General features: G+C 71.7%; 19 protein-coding genes and 1 tRNA gene. 10 read left to right on the top strand and 10 right to left on the bottom strand.

Annotation, left to right across the window (positions count from 1 at the left end):
• Positions 1-126: 126 nt before the first annotated feature.
• Both serS and ACQY0Z_RS07305 read left to right on the top strand, forming a co-directional pair.
• Positions 127-1,404 (top strand): serine--tRNA ligase, encoded by a 1,278-nt coding sequence (gene serS, locus ACQY0Z_RS07310; RefSeq protein ID WP_254586578.1) that lies wholly within the window; start codon positions 127-129, stop codon positions 1,402-1,404.
• Complete coding sequence (locus ACQY0Z_RS07305) at positions 1,401-2,213, top strand: HAD family hydrolase (protein WP_189897165.1); 813 nt, start codon at positions 1,401-1,403, stop codon at positions 2,211-2,213. The genes serS and ACQY0Z_RS07305 overlap by 4 nt, the downstream gene beginning before the upstream one ends.
• A gap of 32 nt (positions 2,214-2,245) precedes the next feature.
• On the opposite strand, the gene ACQY0Z_RS07300 is transcribed toward ACQY0Z_RS07305, so the two are convergent.
• From ACQY0Z_RS07300 to ACQY0Z_RS07280, 5 genes are all read right to left on the bottom strand, one after another.
• Positions 2,246-2,330, bottom strand: a tRNA-Ser gene (locus ACQY0Z_RS07300).
• Positions 2,331-2,653: 323 nt separating this feature from the next.
• Positions 2,654-3,373, bottom strand: coding sequence for an ABC transporter permease subunit (locus tag ACQY0Z_RS07295; RefSeq protein WP_189897164.1), 720 nt, complete (start codon positions 3,371-3,373; stop codon positions 2,654-2,656).
• Positions 3,374-3,382: 9 nt separating this feature from the next.
• Entirely contained in the window at positions 3,383-4,294 is a 912-nt protein-coding gene (locus ACQY0Z_RS07290) for an ABC transporter ATP-binding protein (protein ID WP_037640554.1), read from the bottom strand.
• Positions 4,291-5,205, bottom strand: a complete 915-nt coding sequence (locus ACQY0Z_RS07285) for an ABC transporter permease (RefSeq protein WP_189897160.1) — start codon at positions 5,203-5,205, stop codon at positions 4,291-4,293. Before ACQY0Z_RS07285 ends, ACQY0Z_RS07290 begins: the two co-directional genes overlap by 4 nt.
• Positions 5,195-6,163, bottom strand: coding sequence for an ABC transporter ATP-binding protein (locus ACQY0Z_RS07280; RefSeq protein ID WP_028960566.1), 969 nt, complete (start codon positions 6,161-6,163; stop codon positions 5,195-5,197). The genes ACQY0Z_RS07285 and ACQY0Z_RS07280 overlap by 11 nt, the downstream gene beginning before the upstream one ends.
• Positions 6,164-6,334: 171 nt before the next feature.
• Here ACQY0Z_RS07280 and ACQY0Z_RS07275 point away from each other — a divergent pair, with 171 nt between their 5' ends.
• From ACQY0Z_RS07275 to ACQY0Z_RS07255, 5 genes are all read left to right on the top strand, one after another.
• Positions 6,335-8,092 carry an SDR family oxidoreductase gene (locus ACQY0Z_RS07275; RefSeq protein ID WP_439811988.1) on the top strand — a complete coding sequence of 586 codons (1,758 nt, stop codon included), beginning with the start codon at positions 6,335-6,337 and terminating at the stop codon, positions 8,090-8,092.
• Between the two features lie 156 nt (positions 8,093-8,248).
• A complete protein-coding gene (locus ACQY0Z_RS07270; protein WP_189897155.1) occupies positions 8,249-8,797 on the top strand; it encodes an RNA 2'-phosphotransferase in 549 nt (182 codons plus the stop codon).
• Between the two features lie 15 nt (positions 8,798-8,812).
• Complete coding sequence (locus ACQY0Z_RS07265) at positions 8,813-9,259, top strand: hypothetical protein (protein ID WP_189897153.1); 447 nt, start codon at positions 8,813-8,815, stop codon at positions 9,257-9,259.
• Positions 9,260-9,332: 73 nt separating this feature from the next.
• Positions 9,333-10,235, top strand: coding sequence for an LLM class flavin-dependent oxidoreductase (locus tag ACQY0Z_RS07260; RefSeq protein ID WP_189897151.1), 903 nt, complete (start codon positions 9,333-9,335; stop codon positions 10,233-10,235).
• 98 nt (positions 10,236-10,333) lie between these two features.
• Positions 10,334-11,221 carry a Cof-type HAD-IIB family hydrolase gene (locus tag ACQY0Z_RS07255; RefSeq protein WP_189897150.1) on the top strand — a complete coding sequence of 296 codons (888 nt, stop codon included), beginning with the start codon at positions 10,334-10,336 and terminating at the stop codon, positions 11,219-11,221.
• A gap of 41 nt (positions 11,222-11,262) precedes the next feature.
• On the opposite strand, the gene ACQY0Z_RS07250 is transcribed toward ACQY0Z_RS07255, so the two are convergent.
• The 5 genes from ACQY0Z_RS07250 to hisC form a co-directional block, all read right to left on the bottom strand.
• Entirely contained in the window at positions 11,263-12,318 is a 1,056-nt protein-coding gene (locus ACQY0Z_RS07250) for a M23 family metallopeptidase (RefSeq protein WP_189897148.1), read from the bottom strand.
• A 478-nt stretch (positions 12,319-12,796) separates the two neighbouring features.
• Positions 12,797-16,294, bottom strand: a complete 3,498-nt coding sequence (gene cydD, locus ACQY0Z_RS07245) for a thiol reductant ABC exporter subunit CydD (RefSeq protein WP_439811987.1) — start codon at positions 16,292-16,294, stop codon at positions 12,797-12,799.
• Positions 16,295-16,307: 13 nt separating this feature from the next.
• Positions 16,308-17,312 carry a cytochrome d ubiquinol oxidase subunit II gene (cydB, locus tag ACQY0Z_RS07240; RefSeq protein ID WP_189897145.1) on the bottom strand — a complete coding sequence of 335 codons (1,005 nt, stop codon included), beginning with the start codon at positions 17,310-17,312 and terminating at the stop codon, positions 16,308-16,310.
• Positions 17,313-17,332: 20 nt separating this feature from the next.
• Complete coding sequence (locus ACQY0Z_RS07235) at positions 17,333-18,838, bottom strand: cytochrome ubiquinol oxidase subunit I (protein ID WP_189897143.1); 1,506 nt, start codon at positions 18,836-18,838, stop codon at positions 17,333-17,335.
• 259 nt (positions 18,839-19,097) lie between these two features.
• On the bottom strand, positions 19,098-20,177 hold the full coding sequence (hisC, locus tag ACQY0Z_RS07230; protein WP_254586574.1) for a histidinol-phosphate transaminase: 1,080 nt from the start codon (positions 20,175-20,177) through the stop codon (positions 19,098-19,100).
• Between the two features lie 438 nt (positions 20,178-20,615).
• On the opposite strand from hisC, the gene ACQY0Z_RS07225 reads away from it, so the two are divergent.
• The 3 genes from ACQY0Z_RS07225 (at position 20,616) to ACQY0Z_RS07215 (ending at position 24,351) form a co-directional block, all read left to right on the top strand.
• Positions 20,616-21,728, top strand: a complete 1,113-nt coding sequence (locus ACQY0Z_RS07225) for a substrate-binding domain-containing protein (RefSeq protein WP_189897140.1) — start codon at positions 20,616-20,618, stop codon at positions 21,726-21,728.
• Between the two features lie 475 nt (positions 21,729-22,203).
• A complete protein-coding gene (locus ACQY0Z_RS07220; protein WP_254586573.1) occupies positions 22,204-23,298 on the top strand; it encodes a metallophosphoesterase in 1,095 nt (364 codons plus the stop codon).
• A 183-nt stretch (positions 23,299-23,481) separates the two neighbouring features.
• Positions 23,482-24,351, top strand: coding sequence for a hypothetical protein (locus ACQY0Z_RS07215; RefSeq protein WP_439811986.1), 870 nt, complete (start codon positions 23,482-23,484; stop codon positions 24,349-24,351).
• Positions 24,352-24,353 lie beyond the last annotated feature (2 nt).

Below are 24,353 nucleotides of genomic sequence, written 5' to 3'. Positions count from 1 at the left end.
AGCGGTCACACCCCATTTTATTGACCTTGAGGAACACAAGGGATAATTCATCAGTAAAGGGACACAGAACGCGTCACCGCAATAGTGAGTCGTGAGCCCTCACCCCGCACCGGTAGCCTTGACCGCGTGATTGACCTTCGCCTGCTCCGTGAGGACCCCGACCGTGTGCGCGCTTCGCAGCGCGCCCGTGGAGAGGACGTCGCGCTCGTCGACGCCCTCCTGTCTGCCGACGAACGGCGCAGGTCGTCCGGCGTCCGCTTCGACGAGCTGCGCGCCGAGCAGAAGTCGCTCGGCAAGCTCATCGGCAAGGCCACCGGCGACGAGAAGGCCGAGCTGCTCAAAAGGGCCGAGCAGCTCAAGGCCGACGTCAAGGCCGCCGACGCCGAGCGCGACGCCGCCGACGCCGAGACCCAGGAGCTCCTGCTCAAGCTGAGCAACCTCGTCCACCCCGACGTGCCCGTCGGCGGCGAGGAGGACTTCGTCACGCTCGAGACGCACGGCACCATCCGCGACTTCGCCGCCGAGGGCTTCGAGCCCAAGGACCACCTGGAGCTCGGCCAGCTCCTCGGCGCGATCGACGTCGAGCGTGGCGCCAAGGTCTCCGGCAGCCGCTTCTACTTCCTCACCGGTGTCGGCGCGATGCTCGAGCTGGCCCTGGTGAACGCCGCGATGGCGCAGGCCACGGCGGCCGGCTTCACGCCGATGCTGACCCCGGCGCTGGTGCGCCCCCAGTCGATGGCGGGCACCGGCTTCCTCGGCCAGGCCGCGCAGGACGTCTACCACCTGGACAAGGACGACCTGTACCTGGTCGGCACGTCCGAGGTGGCCCTGGCCGCCTACCACATGGACGAGATTCTGGACGCCGACAAGCTGCCGCTGCGCTACGCGGGCTTCTCGCCCTGCTTCCGCCGCGAGGCCGGCTCGCACGGCAAGGACACCCGGGGCATCTTCCGCGTCCACCAGTTCGACAAGGTGGAGATGTTCTCCTACGTCAAGCCGGAGGAGTCACAGGAGGAGCACCGTCGGCTGCTGGAGTGGGAGAAGCAGTGGCTGACCTCGCTGGAGCTGCCGTTCCGCGTCATCGACGTCGCCTCGGGCGACCTGGGCTCCTCGGCCGCCCGTAAGTACGACTGCGAGGCGTGGATCCCGACCCAGGGCAAGTACCGCGAGCTGACCTCGACCTCGGACTGCACCGAGTTCCAGTCCCGCCGTTTGCAGATCCGCATGCGCGAGGACAAGAAGGTGCGCCCGCTGGCCACGCTGAACGGCACGCTGTGCGCCGTACCTCGCACCATCGTGGCGATCCTGGAGAACCACCAGCAGCCCGACGGCTCGGTCCGCGTGCCCGAGGTGCTGCGTCCCTACCTGGGCGGCCGGGAGATCCTGGAACCGGTCGCCAAGTGAGCGGCGCGTCCTCCTCCTTCCCGTACCGGCTCGTCGCCACCGACCTGGACGGCACGCTGCTGCGTGACGACCACTCGGTGTCGCCGCGCACCCGTGAGGCGCTCGCCGCGGCCGCCGCGGCGGGTGCCGCCCACATCGTCGTCACCGGCCGCGCCGTGCCGTGGACCCGCCCGATACTCGAGGACCTCGGCTACGAGGGCCTCGCGGTCTGCGGCCAGGGCGCCCAGGTGTACGACGCCGGCGCCGGACGGCTGCTGACCTCCGTGACGCTGGACCGGCAGCTCGCCGGGGTGGCGCTCGCCAAGATCGAGGCCGAGGTCGGCCCGCTGCACCTGGCGGCGAGCCGGGACGGCCTGGACGGCGAGGTGCTGGTCGGGCCGGGCTACGACGTCATCGGCGAACTGCCGGCGACGCCGTTCACGGACGCCTCCGACCTGTGGGCCGCCCCGCTGAACAAGCTGTACATCCAGCACCCGGAGCTGACCTCCGACGAGCTGGCCGCGGCGGCCGAGCGCACCGCGGGCGGTTTTGTCACCGTCGTCATGGCGGGCGAGGGCATCGTCGAGCTGCTGCCGCTGGGGCTTTCCAAGGCGACCGGGCTGTCGCTGGCCGCCCGCCGGCTCGGCGTGAAGGCGACGGAGACGATCGCCTTCGGGGACATGCCCAACGACATCCCGATGTTCGCCTGGTCCGGCCACGGCGTGGCCATGGCCAACGCCCACCGCGACCTGCGGGCGGTCGCGGACGAGGTGACGGCGTCCAACCAGGACGACGGCATCGCGGTGGTGCTGGAGCGCCTGCTGGGCTGACGCCCGACGGTTTCACGTGAAACGCGTTCTTGCGGAGGATGCACTGATCGAACGTGCGCGGGCTCTCACCCGACCACGGCTTAGCAAGCCGGTGCCTTACCACTCGGCCAATCCTCCGGGTGGGCGGCCCGCGCGCGGTGAGCGCGCGCTCGAAGCGGCCGCCCCGGGCAGGTCCTCGGGGGGACTCGACGGAGCAGTAGGGATTACTCCGGAGTCCGCCTCGGGCCGCCCCGACGGAAGCGGAACGTACTGCCGTGCATGGGCATGGTCCCGCTCCTCTCCCGGCTCTGGGCCGCCGGACGTCCCCGGCGGCGCGGACACCTCACTGTGCCCGGCCGGGCACGTCCGGCGCCACCGAATAAATCACCGCAGGACATGACGAAGGGCGGTGCCGCCGACACCGGCGGCACCGCCCTCGCGCACATCAGGGGGTGTGTCCCTCACTCCTCGCCGGCGAGCGTCAGCGTGCGCAGCTTCTGGCCCGCGTACCAGGTGGCCAGCACCGTGACGGCGGCCAGCGCGACCGTCGCCGTGGTCAGGCCCACGTCCGAGGTGACCAGCTCACCGCCGGCCACCTTCTCCGCCACGGCGAGGGACCACTGCTGGACGCTCAGGGTGCGCGCGCCGGGCACCAGGGAGCCGAACAGCGCCTCCCAGATCAGCGCGTACACCAGGCCGAACACGACCGCGTGCCGCGAGACCGTGCCGAGCAGCAGGAACAGCGCCGCGTAGGCGATGGAGGCGACCAGGGCGGCCACCGTGTAGGCGACGGCGACCTGCTGGCCGTTGCCGTTGAGGATGAACCCGGCGATCAGCGTCGGCACCGCGGAGAACACCATGGTGACGGCGATGGCGACGATCAGCTTGGTGTAGATGATCGTGGGCCGCTTGATCGGCTTGGACAGCAGGTACACCACGGAGCCGTCGTCGATCTCCGGGCCGATCGCGCCGGTGCCCGCGATGACGCCGATGATCGGCACCATCGTGGCCAGCGCGAGCCCGCCGAGGACGTCGGCGGCGGTCTGGTCGTCGGCGCCGGCGAGGGCGCGCACCGCCAGGGAGATGACGATCAGCAGCAGGGGCAGCGCGCCCAGGATGAGGGCCCGGCGACGGCCGAGCAGGGCCCGGTAGGTGAGCCGGGCGACTGTGGGGTCGTACATCAGGGCCTCCTACGCCGCGACCAGGTACGAGAACACGGACTCGAGGGACTCGTCGGACGGCGAGACCGTGAGCAGGCGGATGCCGTGCTCCCTCGCGACCTTCGGCAGCAGCGCGGTGAAGCGGCCGAAGTCGACCGCCTGGATGCGCAGGGCGCCCTCGGTGACGTCGACCTCGATGCCGGAGGTGGACGGGTCGGCGATCAGCGCGGCCGCGAGGGCGCGGTCGTCGCTGGAACGCACCAGGTAGCGGTGCGGGCGGTCCGTCATCAGACGGCGGATGCGGCGGAAGTCGCCGCTGGCCGCGTGCCGTCCGGCGACGACGACCTCGATGTGCCAGGCGAGCTGCTCGACCTCCTCCAGGATGTGCGAGGAGAACAGCACGGTGCGGCCCTCGTCGCCCATGCGCCGCAGCAGGTCCATCAGCTGCATGCGCTGACGCGGGTCCATGCCGTTGAACGGCTCGTCGAGCAGCAGCAGCGACGGGTCGTGGACCAGCGCGGACGCCATCTTCACGCGCTGCCGCATGCCCTTGGAGTAGGTGGCGATCTTCCGGTCCTGCGCGTACTCCATCTCCACCGTGGCGAGCGCTTTCTGGGCGGCCTTGGCGCCCAGTCCGTGCAGCTCGGCGTTGGCGAGGACGAACTCGCGTCCGGTGAGGAAGTCGTACATCGCCTCGCGCTCGGGGACGATGCCGATGTGGCGGTAGATCTTCTCGTTGCGCCACACCTGCTCGCCGTCGAGGGTGACGGTCCCGGTGGAGGGGGCGAGGAAGCCGCCCATCATGTTGATCAGGGTGGACTTGCCGGCGCCGTTGGGGCCGAGCAGACCGGTGACGCCGGGGCCGATGGTCATCGTGACGTCGTTGACGGCGACCACGTTGCCGAACCAGCGGGAGACGTGGTCGATGCTGAGGGTTGTCACAGGCCCACCTTCTTGTAACGGCGCATCAGGAGAGCGTGGGAGCCGGCGATCAGGCCGAGGGTGACCAGAACGAAGAGGATGCCCTCGGTCCGGTCGGGCCCGACCCCGCCGGGGAAGGAGGAGCTCGCGCCCAGGTAGGCGGACTGCACCCCGTCGATGAGGGTGGTCGGCGAGAACAGGCCGATCAGGATGCCCGCGTCGCCGCTGCCCTGGACGTCGGCGATGGCCTGGAGGGTGGAGACGGCGCCGTAGGAGATGGTCAGCACGGCGATCACGGCGGCGATGCCGAAGCCTCGGCGCGGCGTGACCGACGCGATGACGAGGCCGATGCCGGCGAACAGCAGTGAGAGCAGGGCCACGGACACCAGTCCCTGTGCGAATCCCTTGGTCTGGTCGGTGAAGTCGAGTTCGGCCAGCAGCGCCCCGACGTACAGCACCAGCAGGGGCGCCGCGGTGAGGACGAACAGGGCGGAGGCCAGCGCGGCGTACTTGGCGCGGACGTAGTCACCGGTCTCGATGGGCCGCGAGAAGTACAGCGGCACCGTCTTGAAGCGCAGGTCACGGGAGACCGACTGGGGCGCCTGCGAGGCGACGTACAGGCTGATGACGGCCTGCATGACGATCGCGTAGCGCGTGTAGTCGAGCGGCAGTTCCTTCGCCTTGGTGGCGACGGCGACGGCCACCATGATGGCGGCCGGCACGCACATCACGACGAACAGCAGCATCGGCAGCACCTTGGACTTCGCCGAGCGGCCGAGGCCGTAGGCGCCGCGCAGGGACTGCGAGTACAGCGACATCCTGGCGTACGAGCGGCCCAGGCGGGGGCCGTCGTAGGAGCGGTAGCCGATGTTGTGGATACGGGTGTCACCCGACGGGGTGGCTGGTGCCTGCAGGGACTGCTCAGCCGCCATGGCCGACCGCCTCCTTCCGCTGTGCGTCGTCGGTGTTGTCGGTGAAGACCTCGGCGATCTGGTGCCGCCGCTGTTCCATGCGCACCAGGCCGAGTCCGAGGTCGGCGATCACGTCGCGGACCAGGTCGTAGGTCTCCTCGCCCTGCGCGGTGAGCAGCAGGATGTGCCCGGCGCCCGGCAGCCCGCTGCCGTCCTGGACGGTCACCCCGCGCGCGTGGAGCGCCTCGCGCACCGCGCGGGTGCCGTCGGGGTGCTCGTCGGTGTCGGTGACCTCGATCGCGAGGGTCGTGGTGGTCTGCGTGAAGTCCCGGGTGGAGGAGGAGCGCAGCAGCTTGCCGCCGTCCACGACGACGACGTGGTCGCAGGTGCGCTCCAGCTCGCCCAGCAGGTGGGAGGTGACCAGGACCGAGATGCCGAAGTCGGTGTGGATGCGGCGGATGAGGCCGAGCATCTCGTCGCGGCCGACCGGGTCGAGGCCGTTGGTGGGCTCGTCCAGGAAGACCAGCTGCGGGTCGTGCACCAGGGCCTGCGCGAGCTTCACCCGCTGCTTCATGCCGGTGGAGTAGCCGCCGATGGGGCGGTAGCGCTCCTCGTACAGGCCGACGTGGCGCAGGGTGTCCGCGGTGCGCTCCCGGGCCGCGGTGGCCGGCAGGCCGGACATGCGCGCCATGTGGACGACGAACTCGGTGGCCGAGACGTCCGGGGGGAGGCAGTCGTGCTCGGGCATGTAGCCCACCCGTTCACGGATGGCGGCACCCTCGGTGGCGACGTCGAGTCCGAGCACTTCGGCGCGGCCCTCCGTGGCGGGGGACAGACCCAGCAGGATTTTGATCAACGTGGACTTGCCGGCCCCGTTGGCTCCGACGAGCCCGGTCACACCGGGCCCGACGTCCACGGAGAGCCGGTCAAGCGCGGTCACCCGGGGGAACCGCTTGCTCAGGCTTTCGGTCGCGATCACAGTCACATCCATGAAGGTAGTGACCCGGACCACTGCGGTCGTCAGACCGCGGGGCCGTCTTGGCGTCCGTCTGGAGTCGTACGCGCCCGTAGGGGACACCCTGCCTGAGAGTTAGGCGCGGCTCGGGGCGCACTGTTGACGACTTGTCTCACAGCTGCGAGATTCGCCGCTGTGACGGGACTCGAGGGTGCGCGGCAGCGGTGGGTGCGGACGGGCGGGGTCGAACTGTGCGTGGCCGAGCTGGGCGACCCGGAGCGGCCCGCGGTCGTCCTGGTGCACGGCTACCCGGACAGCAAGGAGGTGTGGTCGCGGGTCGCGCCGCGCCTCGCCGAGCGCTTCCACGTGGTGGCCTACGACGTCCGGGGCCACGGCGGGTCCACGGTGCCGCGTCCGCTGCGCGGCGGGTTCACGCTGGAGAAGCTGACGGACGACTTCCTGGCCGTGGCGGACGCGGTCAGCCCGCACCGGCCGGTGCACCTCGTGGGGCACGACTGGGGCTCGGTGCAGGGCTGGGAGTTCGCCACGGCGCCGCGCGCCCGGGAGCGGATCCTGTCCTTCACCTCGGTCTCGGGCCCCTCGCTGGACCACTTCGGGCACTGGATCAAGAGCCGGGTGTCCCGCCCGACCCCACGCCGGGCGGGACATCTGCTGGGCCAGGGCCTGAGGTCCTGGTACGTGTACGCGCTGCACACGCCCGTGCTGCCCGAACTGGCCTGGCGCGGGCCGCTCGGGCGGCACTGGCCTCGCATGCTGGAGCGCATGGAGCGGGTGCCCGGCGACGGCTACCCGACGGCGTCCCTGCCGTCGGACGCCGCGCACGGCGCCTGGCTGTACCGGGACAACGTGCGGCCCAGGCTGAGCGACCCGCGTCCCGACGCCTACGCGCACGCGCCCGTGCAGCTCGTCACGCCTCTGGGCGACCGGTTCCTCTCGCCGCGGCTCCACGACGGCCTGGAGCAGTGGGCGCCCCGGCTGACCCGGCGCACCCTGGCGTCGGGCCACTGGGTGCCGCGCAGCCGGCCCGACCAGCTGGCCACCTGGATCGCCGACTTCGTGACCTCCGTGGAGGACGGGCGGCCCGAGGCGCGCGCCCGTGGCCGGTACGCCGACCGGTTCGCCGGGCGGCTGGTGCTGGTGACGGGCGCGGGCAGCGGCATCGGGCGGGCCACCGCGCTGGCGTTCGCGGAGGCGGGCGCACGGGTGGTGGCGGTCGACCGGGACACCGGCTCGGCGCTGCGCACCGCCGGGGAGGCGCGGGCGCGGGGCGCGGCGGACGCCTGGGCGGAGACGGCGGACGTGGCCGACGAGCGGGCCGTGGAGAAGCTCGCCGAGCGGGTCACCGCGGCGCACGGCGTGGTGGATGTGCTGGTGAACAACGCGGGCGTCGGGCTGGGCGGCGCCTTCCTGGACACCACGACGGAGGAGTGGAAGCGGGTCCTCGACGTCAACCTGTGGGGCGTGATCCACGGTTGTCTGCACTTCGGGCGGCGCATGGCGGAGCGCGGGCAGGGCGGCCACATCGTCAACGTGGCGTCCGCGGCCGCGTTCCAGCCGTCGCGGGCGCTGCCCGCCTACGGGGCTTCCAAGGCGGCGGTGCTGATGCTCAGCGAGTCCCTGCGGGCCGAACTGGCGGGGCGGGAGATCGGCGTGACGGCGGTGTGCCCGGGGTTCGTCACCACGGGCATCACGTCCACCGCGCGCTTCGCGGGCACGGACGCGGCGGAGGAGCGGCGCAGGCGGCGGAAGGCGGCGCGGCTGTACGAGCTGCGGAACTACCCGCCGGAGAAGGTCGCCGCCGCGGTGCTGCGGGCGGTGGTGCGTGACGAGGCGGTCGTGCCGGTCACCCCGGAGGCGCGGGTCGCGTACGCGCTGGCGCGGTGGCTGCCGGCGGCGGCGCGGAGGGTGGCGCGGGTGAAGCCGCCGGTGTGACGGGCGTGAGCCGTGTGACCAGCGGGACCGGCGTAAGCGGGCCCGGTTGTCCACAGAACCCGGCGTTCCCCTGTGGATAACCTCACTTATCTGTGGATCAAACCTTCGGATGTAAATCGATCGCGTGACGCGCGTCTCTCCCGGCAGTCTGAACAGATGGACGAAAGACGCACCGTGCGGGTGTCGAAGTACCTCGCGAAGCACCTCCGCCATCAGCCCGAGCGGATCGGGCTGACCCCCGACGAGGCCGGCTGGGTCGAGATCGACACGCTGCTCGCCGCCGCGGCGGACCACGGCTTCCCGATCACCCGGGAGGAGCTGGACCATGTCGTCGCCGCCAACGACAAGCGGCGCTTCGCCGTCGAGGGCACCCGGATCCGAGCCAGCCAGGGCCACACCATCCCCGTGGACCTCCGGCTGCCGACCGCCGAACCCCCGGCCTGGCTCTACCACGGCACCGTCGCCCGGAACCTGGACGCGATCCGCGCCGAGGGCCTGCGCCCGATGAACCGGCACGCCGTCCACCTCTCCGCCGACCGCGAGACCGCCACCCGCGTCGGCGCCCGCCGGGGACGGCCGGTGGTGCTGTCGGTCGACGCGGGCGCCATGCACCGCGACGGCCATGTCTTCCACGTCAGCGCCAACGGCGTCTGGCTGACCGAGGCCGTTCCCAGCCGGTATCTGCGCTTCGGCGAGAGCCGGTAGGCCAGGATCGACGGCATGGAGCATCTGCCCACCACCGAGGCCGCCGTCACCGCCCTCCGCGCCCTCGCCGACCGGTACGGCCGCGAGATCGAGGTCACCCACGACATCGGCGCCGACCAGACCTCACGTCGCACCGCGGCCGGCGTCGGCGTGACCACCGACCCCGACGGCTCCCTGCCGCACGAGGCCTACGTCGAGTTCGGCGGCCTGCCCCGGGTGCGGGTGCGCCTGTACCCGGAGGACGATGCGCTGATCGACGTCGAGGGCGTCGAGTGCCCCGACGTCCCCCGCGACGACGTGCCCGCCTTCCTGCGCTCGCTCTTCGACGGGCTGGCCTGTGTGAAGGCGCGGCGCTTCCCGCCGGGCTACTTCCTCGTCGTGCCGCTGTCGGGGGACCGGACGCACAAGGAGTTCATCCCGATGGTCGTGCTCACTCCCTGGCTGAGCGCCCGCGTGCGGTGACGGGTAAGCGGCGAGGCCCCGGGAAGACTCACGTGTTTCACGTGAAACCGGACGCGCCGCTTAGGCTCGGGGCATGAGCCTGCGTCTGAGCACCGTGATCCTCCCGTACCGCCGCTGGCACGACGGCAGCCGTTCCGCCTGGGTGCGGGCCGAGGAGCTGGGCTTCCACGCGGGCTACACCTACGACCACCTGTCCTGGCGCAGCTTCCGCGACGGCCCGTGGTTCGGGGCCGTCCCGACCCTGACCGCCGCCGCGGGCGTGACCGAGCGGATGCGTCTGGGCACGCTGGTGACCTCGCCGAACTTCCGGCACCCGGTCACCCTGGCCAAGGAGCTCATCTCCCTCGACGACATCTCCAACGGCCGCGTCACCCTCGGCATCGGCGCGGGCGGCACCGGCTTCGACGCCACCGCCCTCGGCCAGGAGCCGTGGACCCCGCGCGAGCGCGCCGACCGCTTCGCCGAGTTCGTGCCCCTGCTGGACCGGCTGCTCACCGAGGACGCCGTGTCGTACGAGGGCGACTTCTACCAGGCGCACGAGGCACGCAACATCCCCGGCTGCGTCCAGCGGCCCCGGCTGCCCTTCGCCGTGGCGGCGACCGGCCCGCGCGGACTGCGGCTCGCGGCCCGGTACGGGCAGGCGTGGGTGACCACCGGCGACCCGAAGCTGTACGAGGACGGCACGCCCGAGCAGTCGGTTCAGGCCATTCGCGGTCAGGTGGAGAAGCTCACGGACGCCTGTGCCGAGATCGGCCGGGACACCGGCGAGCTGGACAGGATCCTGCTCACCGGCTTCACCCCGGAGCGGGGCCGTCCGCTGGAGTCGCTGGACGCGTTCGTCGACTTCGCCGGCCGCCACATCGAGCTGGGATTCAACGAGATCGTGGTGCACTGGCCCATCCCGGACTCCGACTTCGCGGCGGACCAGAAGGTCTTCGAACGCATCGCGATGGAGGCTCCGGCGCAGCTGCGGTGAGCGACAACGGGCGCCGCCCCTCCGAGGCGGGTCGTGAAGCCGCTGGTGACGTCGGTAATCACTCAGATGTGCGGAGTCCCGCACGGCCGTGCGGGCATATGCGCGACAATGAGCGGGTGACCTCAGCGATCCGAGAGCCCGAGACCCCGGCCGCCGCCACCCCACCGCGGCTCATCGCCACCGACCTCGACGGCACCCTGCTCCGCGACGACAAGTCGGTGTCCCCACGGACCGTCGCCGCCCTGGCCGCCGCCGAGGAGGCGGGCATCGAGGTCTTCTTCGTCACCGGCCGCCCGGCCCGCTGGATGGACGTGGTCAGCGACCATGTGCACGGCCACGGCCTGGCCATCTGCGGCAACGGCGCCGCCGTCGTCGACCTGCACGGCGGCCCGGGCGCGCACCGCTTCGTCAAGGTCCGCGAGCTGCCGCGGGACAACGCCCTGGACGCGGTGGGTCTGCTGCGCGACGCCGCCCCGGGCACGGTGTACGCCGTGGAGCAGACGTACGGCTTCCACCAGGAGCCCGCGTACCCGAAGCTGCACATGGAGGTGCCGGACGACCTGGCGCCCGCCGAGGACCTGCTGGCCGACGACTCCCCCACCGCCGCCGAGCCGGTACTCAAGATCCTGGCGTACCACCCCGAGATGGAGCCGGACGCGTTCCTCACCCTGGCCCGGCTGGCCATCGGGGACCGCGCCAACGTGACCCGCTCCAGCCCGAGCGCCCTGCTGGAGATCAGCGGGCCCGGCGTCTCCAAGGCCAGCACGCTCGCGCTGTGCTGCGCCGAGCGCGGCATCTCCCACGAGGAGGTCGTCGCCTTCGGCGACATGCCGAACGACGTCGAGATGCTGACCTGGGCCGGCCGCTCGTACGCGATGGGCAACGCCCACCCGGACGTGCTCGCCGCCGCCTCGGGCCGCACGGTCGCCAACAACGACGACGGCGTGGCCGTGGTGATCGAGCAGCTGCTGAACGGGCGCGTGTAGGCACTACCGACGGGGCGGGGCAGACGCTGTCGGGCCGGCGCTCAGAGCGTCACCCCGTGCTCGGCGAGCCACCGCACCGGGTCCACCGACGACCCCATCTCCGGGGTCACCCGCACCTCGAAGTGCAGGTGCGGGCCGGTGGAGTTGCCGCTGGTTCCGGACTGGCCGATCCACTGCCCGGGGGACACCCGCTCCCCCTGGTCGACGGCGACGGCGGCCAGGTGCGCGTACTGGGTGCAGTAGCCGCCCGGGTGCTCGACCACGATCTCGATGCCGAACGCGCCGCCGCAGGACACCTTCACCACGGTGCCGCTGCCCACGGACCGCACCGGCGTCCCGATCGGCACCGCGAAGTCCTGCCCGGTGTGCCGGTTCGCCCAGCGCGCGCCGCCGCTGCCGTAGGAGGCGGACAGCTCGTACCCCTCCACGGGCGCCACCCACGGGGTGCCGTACTGCAACGGCGGCTGGTCGAGCCGTACGGCGCCACGGCAGGAGCCCGATGCCACCGAGGCGTCCGCCTCGCCCTGGAGCTTCCAGCGCGCCGTCTCGAGCTTCTCCTCGATGTCCCGCTGCAGCGCGGCGAGTTCCTCGTTCCGCTTCTCCAGCTTCTTCCAGGCCGCCGCGGCCTTCGCCTCGTCCCGGGCGAGCCGCGCCTCGGCCCGCCCGCTGCGGCCGAGCGCCTGGTCCAGCGTCACCTCGGCGTGGTGCACAACACGCTGACCGCGCATCAACTGCTCGGGGTCGTCGGCGAGGAGCATGTGCGCGGTCAGCGGCAGCCCGCCGCCGTCCCGGTACTGGGAGCTGGCGATCCGGCCCAGGTCCTCGCGGAGCACGGCGGCCTCCTGCCGTTCGCGGTCGAGCCGCTCCTCCAGCCGCTGGGCCAGCTCCCGCTGCTTCTCCGCCTCCTCGCGCCCGGCCTCGTACCGCTCGGTGGCCTTCGCCGCCTCCTCGTACAGCCGAGCCACCTCGGCGCTGACGGCGGAGGAGCCATGACCGGGGGCGTGGGATCCGTCGCCGTCGGCGGGCCGGGCGGCGAGCACGGCGAGCGCGCAGAACAGCACGGCGACGAGCAGCGGACGACGGCGGGTGAGACGCATGCCTGCGATCCTGTCCCCGCCCCGGGGCGGGAGGCGCGTTCACGTCGTACACATGGGGGAGGACACGCCCCCGGACGGATGCTTCGACGGTCGTCCGGAGGGCAGCGTGTATGACGAGCAGTCAACCCCCGTTCACCAAGCCTCCCCTCACGAATCGAACTGAGGGTCAGACACTCCTCAGATCGGGTGTCTGATGCCCATGTGGCTGCGGTGGTCCGAGTGACCCGGTAATCCTTGTAGGGCACAAGCAACGGGCTGCAGACCGGTGTCTTGCGCATGTCCCCCATGCGTTCCCGCGCATGGAGCGTGCGTAGTCCCACGCACGCGCTGCACATCACAGGAGGATCTGCCATGAACGTTCTGACCGAGCTGCTCGCCGGTGTCGTCCACCTCGTGGGCTGGCTCGTCTGACGTGCCGGAGGGGGCCGTCCCGACGCTGTGTCGGGGCGGCCCCCTCGTGCGTGGGCGGCAGGCTCGGTCAGGACACCGCCACCAGCTCTCCCGCCTCCTCCTCGCGCAGCGCCATGTCCCGCAACGGCCCGTCGACGGCTCGGAGTTCCTCGTACGGCCCGCGCTGCACCACCCGTCCCGCGTCCAGCACGATCACCTCGTCCACCGCCTCCAGGCCGGCCAGCCGGTGGGTGACGAGAACGGTGGTGCGGCCCTCGGTCGCGGCCAGCAGATCGGCCGTGAGCGCGTCCGCGGTCGGCAGGTCGAGGTGCTCGGCGGGCTCGTCCAGCACCAGCACGGGGAAGTCCGCCAGCAGGGCCCGCGCCAGGGCGAGCCGCTGCCGCTGGCCCCCGGACAGCCGCGCACCGTGTTCGCCGACCAGCGTGTCCAGACCGTCCGGCAGTCCGTCCACCCAGTCCAGCAGCCGGGCCCGGCGGAGCGCGTCGCGCAGGTCGGTCCCGGTCGCGTTCTTCCGCGCCAGCAGCAGGTTCTCCCGCACGGAGCTGTTGAACAGGTGCGCGTCCTGCACGCACAGCCCCACCATCCGCCGTACGTCGTCCCCGTCCAGGGCGCGCGCGTCCACACCCGCGAGCGTGTAGGAACCGGCCCCGGGGTCCAGGAACCGCAGCAGCACCTGGGCGAGGGTCGTCTTGCCGGAGCCGGAGGGACCGACCACCGCGACGCGGCGCCCCTGTTCCAGCGTCAGGTCCACCCCGGCGAGCGCGTCCCGGTCCTGCCCGGGGTGGCGGGCGGCAAGCCCCTTGAGGGTGAGCGGGAACGGCGACACGGGCGCCTGCCGAGGCGTCTCCGGCTCGCGTACGGGTGGCTGCGCGTCCAGCACCTCGTACACGCGCTCCGCGCTGCGGCGCACCCGCTGCCGGTAGCGCACGGCGAGGGGCATGCCGAGCACCGCCTCGAACGCGGCCAGCGGGGTGAGGACCACCACGGCCAGGGCCACGCCGTCGAGCCGGCCGGAGGTCACGCCCTGCACGCCGACGAGCGCGGCGGCGGCCACGGTCAGCCCGGAGATGAGAGCGGTGAGCCCGTCCCCTGCACCGGTGACGGCGGCGGAGCGGGAGGCGATGCGGGTCAGCACGCCGTCGGCCCGCCGCGTCCCCTCGGACCGGGCGGGAAGCGCCCCGGCGACGGTCAGTTCGGCGGTGCCGGTGAGCAGGTCGGTCACCCGGGTGGCGAGGTCGCCGCGGGCCGGGGCCAGCCGGCGCTCGGTACGCCGTGCGACGGCGGCGGTGAGCAGCGGGACGCCCGCGCCCGCCAGCAGGAGCCCGGCCGCGAGCACGGCGCCGGCCTCGGGCAGGAGCCACGCGGTGAAGCCGACGGACAGGGCGGACACGGCGACGGCGGCGCCGGCCGGGAGCAGCCAGCGCAGCCAGTAGTCCTGGAGTGCGTCGACGTCGGAGACCAGCCGGGTCAGCAGGTCGCCCCGGCGGGTGCCGCGCAGTCCGGCGGGCGCGAGGCGTTCCAGCCGCCGGTAGACCGCGACCCGGGTGTCCGCCAGCATGCGCAGCACGGCGTCGTGGGACACCAGGCGCTCGGCGTAGCGGAACACGGCCCGGCCGATGCCGAAGGCGCGCGTCGCGGTGACGGCCACCATCAGGTACAGCACCGGCGGCTGCTGCGAGGCGCGGGAGATGAGCCAGCCGGACGTCGCCATGAGGCCGACGGCGCTGCCCAGGGCGAGGGTGCCGAGGAGCAGCGCGAGCGTGATCCTCCCCCGCCGGGCGCCCGAGAGGGCACGGACCCGGGCGAGTACACGGCCGGGGGTCGGATCGGTGGGCGCGACCGTCTCAGATTCGGAGCCCTTCTCGGGTGCCGTCACCGACACCGTGTCCGCGTCCGTCCGCCCCGCCGCGACGGCCGCGACCCCGTCGTGCGCTTCAGGCACCGCCAGCCGAACCACCCGGTCGGCCACGGCCAGCAGCGCCGGGCGGTGCACCACGAGCAGCACCGTCCGGCCCTCCGCCAGCCGCCGTACCGCCTCCACGACCTCGGCCTCCGTGGCCCCGTCGAGAGCGGCCGTCGGCTCGTCGAGCAGCAGCACGGGCCGGTCCGCGAGGAACGCGCGGGCCAGGGCGAGCCGCTGACGCTGCCCGGCCGAGAGGCCCGCCCCGTCCTCGCCCAGCACGGTGTCGGCGCCGTGGGGGAGGGCGTCCACGAAGTCCAGCGCGCCCGCGTCCCGCAGCGCGCGCCGCACTGCCGCGTCGTCCGCGTCGGGGCGGGCCAGCCGGACGTTCTCCGCGATCGTCCCGGCGTACAGATGCGGCCGCTGCGGCACCCAGGCCACGCGGCGGTGCCACTCGCTGAGGTCGAGTCCGCTGAGGCCGGCCCCTCCGACGCTCACCCGGCCCGCGTCGGGGCGGACGAAGCCCAGCGCGGCGCTGAGCAGCGTGGACTTCCCGGCCCCGCTCGGTCCGACCAGGGCGACCGTCTCGCCGGGGGCGACGGTGAAGGACACGTCTGTCACGGCATCGACGGCCCGGCCCGGATATCGGACCGTCACGTCCTCGAAGGCAAGGGCGCCCTGCGGCACTGTGCCCTTCCCCGCCGCGGGTACGGGCGTCTCCAGCACCGTGAAGATCTCCTCGGCCGCGCCCAGCCCTTCCGCCGCCGCGTGGTACTGCGTCCCCACCTGACGCAGCGGCAGATACGCCTCCGGCGCCAGGATCAGGATGAGCAGACCGGTGTACAGGTCCAGGTCACCGTGGACCAGGCGCATGCCGATGGTCACGGCGACCAGCGCCACCGAGAGAGTGGCGAGCAGCTCCAGCGCGAACGACGAGATGAAGGCGATCCGCAGCGTCCGCATGGTCGCGCGCCGGTACTCGGCGGTGATGGCGCGGATGGACTCGGCCTGCGCCTTGGCCCGCCCGAAGACCTTCAGCGTCGGCAGCCCGGCGACGACGTCCAGGAAGTGCCCGGACAGCCGCGACAGCAGCAGCCACTGCCGGTCCATCCGGTTCTGCGTGGCCCAGCCGATCAGCACCATGAAGACCGGGATGAGCGGCAGGGTGCCGACGATGATCGCCGCCGACACCCACTCCTCCGTGACAATCCGCGCCAGCACGGCGGCCGGGACGACCACCGCGAGGCCCAGCTGGGGGAGATAGCGCGAGAAGTAGCCGTCGAGGGCGTCGACGCCCCGGGTCGCCAGGGTGACCAGCGACCCGGTGCGCTGTCCGTCCAGCCACCCCGGACCCAGGGACGTCGCCCGGTCCAGCAACCGGCCCCGCAGCTCCGACTTCACAGCGGCGCTCGCCCGGTGCGCGGCCAGCTCGGTCAGCCAGCCGACCAGGCCCCGGCCGGCCGCCACCGCGACGAGCAGCAGCAGCGGCGTGCGCAGCTCACCGACGGAGAGGCCGTCCTGGAACGAGCCGACCACGATCTCGGCGATGAGCATGGCCTGGGCGACGACCAGTCCCGCGCCGACGGCCCCGAGGCCGACGATCGCTGCCAGGAAGGCGCGGGTGGCACGCGCGTACCGCAGGAGCCGGGGGTCGATCGGTTTCACGTGAAACACACCCTCAGTGCACGGGGTCGGCGATGTGCTGGGTGCCGATCCGCTTGCGGAAGACCCAGTAGGTCCAGCCCTGGTACAGCAGCACCAGCGGGGTGGCGAGGACCGCGAGCCAGGTCATGATCTTCAGCGTGTACGGGCTGGACGAGGCGTTGGTGACGGTCAGGCTCCACGCGGGGTCCAGGGTGGAGGGCATGACGTTCGGGAACAGCGTCAGGAAGAGCATGGCCACCGCGGCCACGATCGTGACGCCGGACAGGGTGAACGCCCATCCCTCACGGCCGGCCTGGTTGGCTCCCAGGGCCGCGACCAGCGAGGCGACCGCCACGCCGGACGCCACCAGGCTGGTCCCGTCACCGCTCTCGACCTGCGTCCACAGCAGGAAGACCAGGGCCAGCACGGCGGCGGCCAGACCCACCTTCAGGGCCAGCTTCCGTGCCCGTTCCCGGATCTCCCCGACGGTCTTGAGGGCCGTGAACACCGTGCCGTGGAGGGTGAACAGGGTGAGCGTGACCAGACCGCCCAGCAGGGCGTACGGGTTGAGCAGGTCCCCGAGGGTGCCCACGTACTCGAAGTCGGCGTCGAGCTTCACCCCGCGCACGATGTTGCCGAAGGCGACACCCCACAGGAACGCCGGAACCAGCGAGGTCCAGAAGATCGCCGTCTCCCAGTTGCGCTGCCAGTTCTCCTCGGGCCGCTTGGCCCGGTACTCGAAGGCGACACCGCGGACGATCAGGCAGATCAGGATGGCCAGCAGCGGCAGGTAGAAGCCGGAGAAGAGGGTGGCGTACCACTCGGGGAAGGCGGCGAAGGTGGCGCCGCCGGCCGTGAGCAGCCAGACCTCGTTGCCGTCCCACACCGGCCCGATGGTGTTGATGAGCACCCGCTTCTCGGCCCGGTCGCGGGCCAGCAGCCGGGTCAGGACGCCGACCCCGAAGTCGAAGCCCTCGAGGAAGAAGTAGCCGGTCCACAGGACGGCGATGAGGACGAACCAGACGTCGTGCAATTCCATGACAGTGCAGCTCCCTCGGCCTAGTACGAGAAGGCCATCGGCTTGTCGGCGTCATGGACGTCGCCGCCGATCTTCGTGGGCGGGTTGAGGTCGGAGTCGCTCAGCTCGGGCGGCCCCGCCTTGACGTACTTGACGAGCAGCCGGACCTCGATGACGGCCAGCACGGCGTAGAGCAGGGTGAAGACGGACATCGAGGTGATGACCTCGGCCTGCGACACGTTGGGGGAGACCGCGTCCTCGGTGCGCATGACGCCGTAGACGACCCAGGGCTGACGGCCCATCTCGGTGAAGATCCAGCCCCAGGCGTTGGCGATCAGTGGGAAGGCCATCGTCCACACCGCGGCCAGCCAGTACAGCCGGGTCAGCCGGGAGCCGAGCGGGCGCTTCAGCAGCACCAGATGCGGCACCTCGTCCTCGCCGGTGCGGTACGCGGCCGGCAGCAGGAACTTCTTCCGGGTGAGCCACAGCCCCAACAGACCCAGCGAGAAGGAGGCCATGCCGAACCCGATCATCCAGCGGAAGCCCCAGTAGGCGACGGGCACGATCGGCTTGTAGTCGCCGGGCCCGAACTTCTCCTGCAGCGCCTCGTTCGTGTCGTTGATGCCGGGCACGTACGACTCGAAGTCGCTGTGGGCGAGGAAGGACAGCAGGCCGGGGATCTCCAGGGCGACCTTGTTGTGCCCCTCGTCGACGTCGCCGTAGGCGAAGACGGAGAAGGGCGCCGGTTCCTCGCCGTCCCAGAGGGCCTCGGCGGCGGCCATCTTCATCGGCTGCTGCTCGTACATGACCTTGCCGAGGGTGTCGCCGCTGATCGCGGTGAACAGTCCGCCGACCGCCAGGGTGACCAGGCCGAGCCGCAGCGAGGTGCGCATCACCGGGATGTGCTTCCTGCGCATCAGGTGGAAGGCCGCGATGCCGACCATGAAGGCGCCGCCGGTGAGGAAGGCCGCCGAGAAGCTGTGGAAGACCTGGTTGAGCGTGGTGTTCTGGGTCAGCACGAGCCAGAAGTCGGTGAGCTCGGCGCGGCCCTTCTCCCCGTTCATCCGGTAGCCGACCGGGTGCTGCATCCAGGAGTTGGCGGCGAGGATGAAGTACGCCGACAGCAGCGTGCCGATCGACACCATCCATATACAGGCCAGATGGATCTTCTTCGGCAGCCGGTCCCAGCCGAAGATCCACAGGCCGATGAAGGTGGACTCGAAGAAGAAGGCGATCAGCGCCTCGAAGGCGAGCGGGGCGCCGAAGACGTCACCGACGAAGCGTGAGTAGTCGGACCAGTTCATACCGAACTGGAACTCCTGCACGATGCCGGTGACGACACCCATCGCGATGTTGATCAGGAAGAGCTTGCCCCAGAACTTCGTCGCCCTGAGGTACTTCTCCTTCTCCGTCCGCACCCAGGCGGTCTGCAGCCCGGCGACGAGGGCGGCGAGCGAGATCGTCAGGGGAACGAAGAGGAAGTGGTAGACGGTGGTGATGCCGAACTGCCATCGCGCCAGGGTCTCCGGCGCCAGAGCCAGATCCACGTCGTCGCTCCTTACTTCGCCGTGGTGCAGCAGCCGCGGTCCCGCTCCGTCCCCGTCCATCTCGGGAGAAACGGGATGCGCTTGTGAACGCGTTCACATTCACAAGCAATTATGACCTACTGCTTTTCCGACCCGGAAGGGGGGTCCTGTGTGACGTCAACCCCTTCGCCGGAACTCATTCGGTGGAGGCGTGCGACCGGCCCCGGACACACGGAAGCGGCCGGCGGACCAGCCGCCGGCCGCTTCACATCCGTACAGCTCAGACCTGGGCGCGGAACTCCTCCGCGACCTTCAGGAAGATGTCGTTCGCCTCCGTCTCACCGACAGTGACGCGCACGCCCTCGCCGGGGAACGGCCGGACGACCACACCCGCCTGCTCGCACGCCTGCGCGAACGCCACGGTGCGCTCCCCCAGCCGCAGCCACACGAAGTTGGCCTGGGTCTCGGGCACCGTCCACCCCTGGGCGCGCAGCCCCTCGACCACCCGGTTGCGCTCGCAGACCAGGGAGCCGACCCGGCCGATCAGCTCGTCCTCGGCGCGCAGCGAGGCGATGGCCGCCTCCTGTGCGATCTGGCTCACACCGAACGGCACCGCCGTCTTGCGCAGCGCCGCGGCCACCGGCTCGTGGGCGATGGCGAAGCCGACGCGCAGGCCGGCGAGACCGTACGCCTTGGAGAAGGTGCGCAGGACGCAGACGTTGGGCCGTTTGCGGTAGATCTCCACGCCGTCCGGCACCTCGGTGTCGCGGATGAACTCGCGGTAGGCCTCGTCCAGCACCACCAGGACGTCGCGGGGCACCCGGTCGAGGAACCGTTCCAGCTCGGCGCGGCGCACCACGGTGCCGGTCGGGTTGTTGGGGTTGCAGACGAAGATCAGCCGGGTCCGGTCGGTGATCGCGTCGGCCATCGCGTCCAGGTCGTGCACGTCGCCGTCGGTCAGCGGGACCTGCACGGACGTGGCACCGCTGATCTGCGTGATGATCGGGTAGGCCTCGAAGGAGCGCCAGGCGTAGATCACCTCGTCGCCGGGGCCCGAGGTGGCCTGCAGCAGCTGCTGGGCCACGCCGACCGAGCCGGTGCCCGTCGCCACGTGGGACGCCGGCACCCCGAACCGCTCGGCCAGCTCGGCCGTGAGGGCGGTGCAGGCCATGTCCGGGTAGCGGTTGAAGGTGGAGGCGGCGGCCGCCACCGTCTCCATCACGCCGGGCAGCGGCGGATAGGGGTTCTCGTTGGAGGACAGCTTGTACGCCACCGGCCCGTCGGCCGCCGCGGGCTTGCCCGGCTTGTAGGTGGGGATCCCCTCCAGCTCGGCGCGCAGCTTGGGGCTCGTCTCGCTCACCGCAGTCCTCCTCGCGAAGACCGGCGGCCCATGACCGCCGCCGACATCCAATACTCCTCACCTTATGAGGATTCGGCGTCGTTGCGTACAGGGGCGGCGACCGGGCCTTCTTTCTCACGCGTCACAGGGACAACACAGGCAACATCGCCCGTACGGGTGCGAAGGGCGTGCGGGCCAGGGGCGCGCCGCACATATATCTACGCGCCGGTGGTTCGCGCCGTGGCGCGCGTCACCCGTGCAGGTGAGTTGAGACCTCTTCGCAACATCGCACCCTCGCCAGGCGCGCATGCACCGACACGTCAGGGACTGGCATTGAACCGTTCAACACCCATGGTTTCCACGGCGATTGAGGCACAATGATCATGCAGAAACGTGCCTGTCAACGCGTGCATATGCGTCCGCCCTACCCCACCGCATGAGCCCTACTATCGGCTCGCCATGACAGCAGCAGGGAAGCACCAGGTGAGCCGCGCGGAAACCTCACGCCGAGGCAGCCGGCCGGGTCGAGCGGGCATCAGGGACGTGGCCGCCGCCGCCGGAGTCTCCATCACGACCGTCTCCGACGCCCTCAACGGCAAAGGCCGGCTCCCGGACGCCACCCGGCGCCACGTCCGCGAGGTGGCCGAAAGACTGGGGTACCGCCCCTCGGCCGCCGCCCGAACGCTCCGCACCGGGAAGTCCGGACTCATCGGCCTGACCGTGACGACGTACGGGGATGAACCTTTCACCTTCACGGAGTTCGCGTACTTCGCCGAGATGGCGCGGGCCGCCACCTCCGCCGCGCTCGCCCGCGGCTACGCCCTCGTCATCCTGCCCGCGACCTCCCGTCACGACGTGTGGTCCAACGTGGCCCTGGACGGCACGGTGGTCATCGACCCCTCCGACCAGGACCCGGTGGTCAGCGAGCTGGTCCGCCAGGGCTTACCCGTGGTCTCCGACGGCCGCCCGGCCGGCTCCCTGCCGGTCACGGCCTGGGTCGACAACGACCACGAGGCCGCCGTGCTCGGCATCCTCGACCATCTCGCCGCCGCCGGAGCCCGCCGCATCGGCCTGCTGACCGGCACCACCACCGACACGTACACCCACCTGTCGACCACGGCGTACCTTCGCTGGTGCGAGCGGGTGGGGCAGGACCCGGTGTACGAGGCGTACCCGGCGCACGACCCGTGCGCGGGCGCCGTCGCCGCCGACCGGCTGCTCGCCCGCCCGGACCGCCCCGACGCGGTCTACGGCCTCTTCGACCCCAACGGCACGGATCTGCTCGCCGCGGCCCGCCGCTACGGGCTGCGCGTGCCGGAGGACCTGCTTCTCGTCTGCTGCAGCGAGTCCACGGTGTACGCCAACACCGAGCCGCCCGTCACCACGCTTTCCCTGAAACCACGCCGCATCGGCACGGCGGTGGTGCAACTGCTGATCGACGCCATCGAGGGGGTCGAGTCGGACCAGCCGGTCGAGCAGGTGATACCGACCGAGCTGATCGTGCGCACGTCCTCGCAGCGCCGGCCGCCCCGCACGACGGTCAGCCCGCCGAGGTCGCCGCAGGGCACATGAACACCCGGGGGCACGAGGGGCCGGAGTACCAGGGGGAATGCCCCGCTTCCGGAGGGGTGAAGCGAGGTGGAACCCGGTCCGCCCGAGGCTCCCGGGGAAGACGGACCGGCCGGCCCGCGGGACGGTCGGGTCGACTGAGGGGTGCGGGGGCGTGAGCTCAGGGGGTACGGCGCGGATCGCGCGCCGAGGGGATGACCGGACGGGCCCGGAAACGGAATCCGGGCCACCGGCCGGGCGCCCGGCGAGCCCGATCCGGCGTTCGTGGGGCGTTCGGGGACGGCCGCGCGCCGGTGTCGAACACCATTCGACGGGCCGGAGACCACCGCAAACGGGATGAAAGCCGCGATGAACCGGAGTCCTGTTCTGATTCACCACCCCTGGGTCATCACACGGCGCGATCCGCATTCCTATGATGGGCCCACGACACCGCGGGCCGCTGCGACCAGGCAGTCCGACGCGGTGCAGATGCGGCGCGATGGTGGAGGGGTCGATGACTCAGGGGGCCGGTCAGGGACCCGAGGTGGAGCGAACGGCGACGTTGCGCGACTTCCGGGTGCCCGCGTACGTCCACGAGACCGGTCCGTACGTCCACAGCGGCACGCACCCCGGTGACGTCGTGCCGCCGGCCGAGGAGGCGTACCCGGAGGGGTACACGCCGACCCAGCGGGACCTTCCCGTCATCAACCGGGGTGACACGGTCCAGGTGACCGTCGACCCCGTGGCCGCGCCCGCCCAGCAGCCCGCCACCGGCAAGGGCCCCCTGTACGTGGTCGGCGACGTCCACGGCTATCTGGACGAGCTGGTGGCCGCCCTCCAGGAGCAGGGCCTCATCGACGCCGCGGGCAACTGGTGCGCCGGCACCGCGCGCCTGTGGTTCCTCGGCGACTTCACCGACCGCGGCCCGGACGGCATCGGCGTCATCGACCTGGTGATGCGGCTGTCCGCCGAGGCCGCCGCGGCCGGCGGGTACTGCAAGGCCCTCATGGGCAACCACGAACTGCTGCTGATCGGCGCGAAGCGGTTCGGCGACACGCCCGTCAACTCCGGCGCGGGCACCGCCACCTTCCAGGCGGCCTGGCTGCTGAACGGCGGCCAGAAGACCGACATGGACCGCCTCCAGGACCACCACCTGCAGTGGATGGCCCGCCTCGACGCCGTCGAGGAGGTCGACGGCCATCTGCTGCTGCACTCGGACACCACCGCCTACCTCGACTACGGCCGTTCGATCGAAGAGGTCAACGACACGGTCCGCGAGACCCTCACGCGCAACGACGCCGACGAGGTCTGGGACCTGTTCCGCAAGTTCACCAAGCGGTTCTCCTTCCGGGACGAGGGCGGCGCCGACGCGGTGCGCTCCCTGCTCAATACGTACGGCGGCACCCGGGTCGTTCACGGGCACAGCCCGATCCCGTATCTCCTGGGCGAGGTCGGCTCCGAGGACGGCGAGGACGACGGCGGCCCCGTGGTGGCCGAACCGCACGTGTACGCCGACGGACTCGCCATCGCGATGGACGGCGGCGTGACGATGGCAGGAAAACTGCTGGTACGACAGTTGCCGTTGACCAACTGAGGGGTGCGCGGGCCGCGTTGAGGCGGCCCTCGACCGCATCCCGGGGACGGCAATTTCCGCAGACCCCCTGTCACCGCGCGCCGTCACCGCTCTACCATCGGCTTATCCGTAGCAGGCTCCCCTCCGTTTCTGCCCGACGGCTCGTCAGCATGCCGAGCCCCAAGCCCTACGGAGCATCGGGGGATGCACATGAACAGCGTTCCGCAGCACCTGCTGAGCGAGGACCGCCAGGACTACGAGCGGATTCTCGATGAGGCGCTGCGCTCCGCACCGCACAACCCGGAGCTGGCCGCTGTGGGACAGCGGCTCAACTCGGAGCAGCTGCGCACGATGGCGCTGAACGCCACCGCGCTCATCAGCGCGGCCGCGGCGACGGAGTACCAGCACTACGTGAAGGTCCGCGAGGAGGCGCGCAGGCCGCCCACGGTCACCCCGGCCGTGCGCGACGCGGGCACCGAAGATCCGGGCGTCACCGGCGCGGCGGGGTTCGCCGCGTCGATGGGCGAGATGGCCGAGGCCGCCGGAGCGGGGGTGGCGGCCGTCGTCGCCGTCCTGGCGCCGGTCCTGGCCGGGACCGCCGCCGCGATATTCCTGCTCGTCGGCTTCGTCCTGCGGACGCTCGACTCGGATAACGAGTTCGCGCGGACAATGCTGACCACCGGCTGGGTGTTCGGCGCGGTCACGGCGGTCGCCATCCTCGTCGCCGGGGTGGGCCTGCTGCTCACCGCGCTGCGCAACAAGCCGTCGGCGCTCGGCGGGACGTACCGCGAACTCGACGAGGAGGTGGCCCAGGCGCGGGACGCCTGGCGTGAGGCGCTGCTGGAACGGGGCATCGTGCCGTTCCTGCGGGAGGCGCTCGCCGACCCCGCGGGGGCCACGGCGCTCCAGCACACGGCGCCGCCCGCGCCGACCAGCCGCATCCCGAACCTGGGGTACGACCGGCCGGGCTTCTCCAGCCCCGACGACGGGGCGCACCGGGGCACCCGCCCCAGCTACTCCAGCCCGGACTGGTCGAGCCCGGACTTCGGGGGCCCGGAACACCAGCCGGAGTAGCC

The organism is Streptomyces sp. P9-2, from assembly GCF_051903975.1.
Lineage (GTDB): Bacteria > Actinomycetota > Actinomycetes > Streptomycetales > Streptomycetaceae > Streptomyces > Streptomyces cellulosae.
This window is presented reverse-complemented; position numbering and strand designations above follow the sequence as displayed.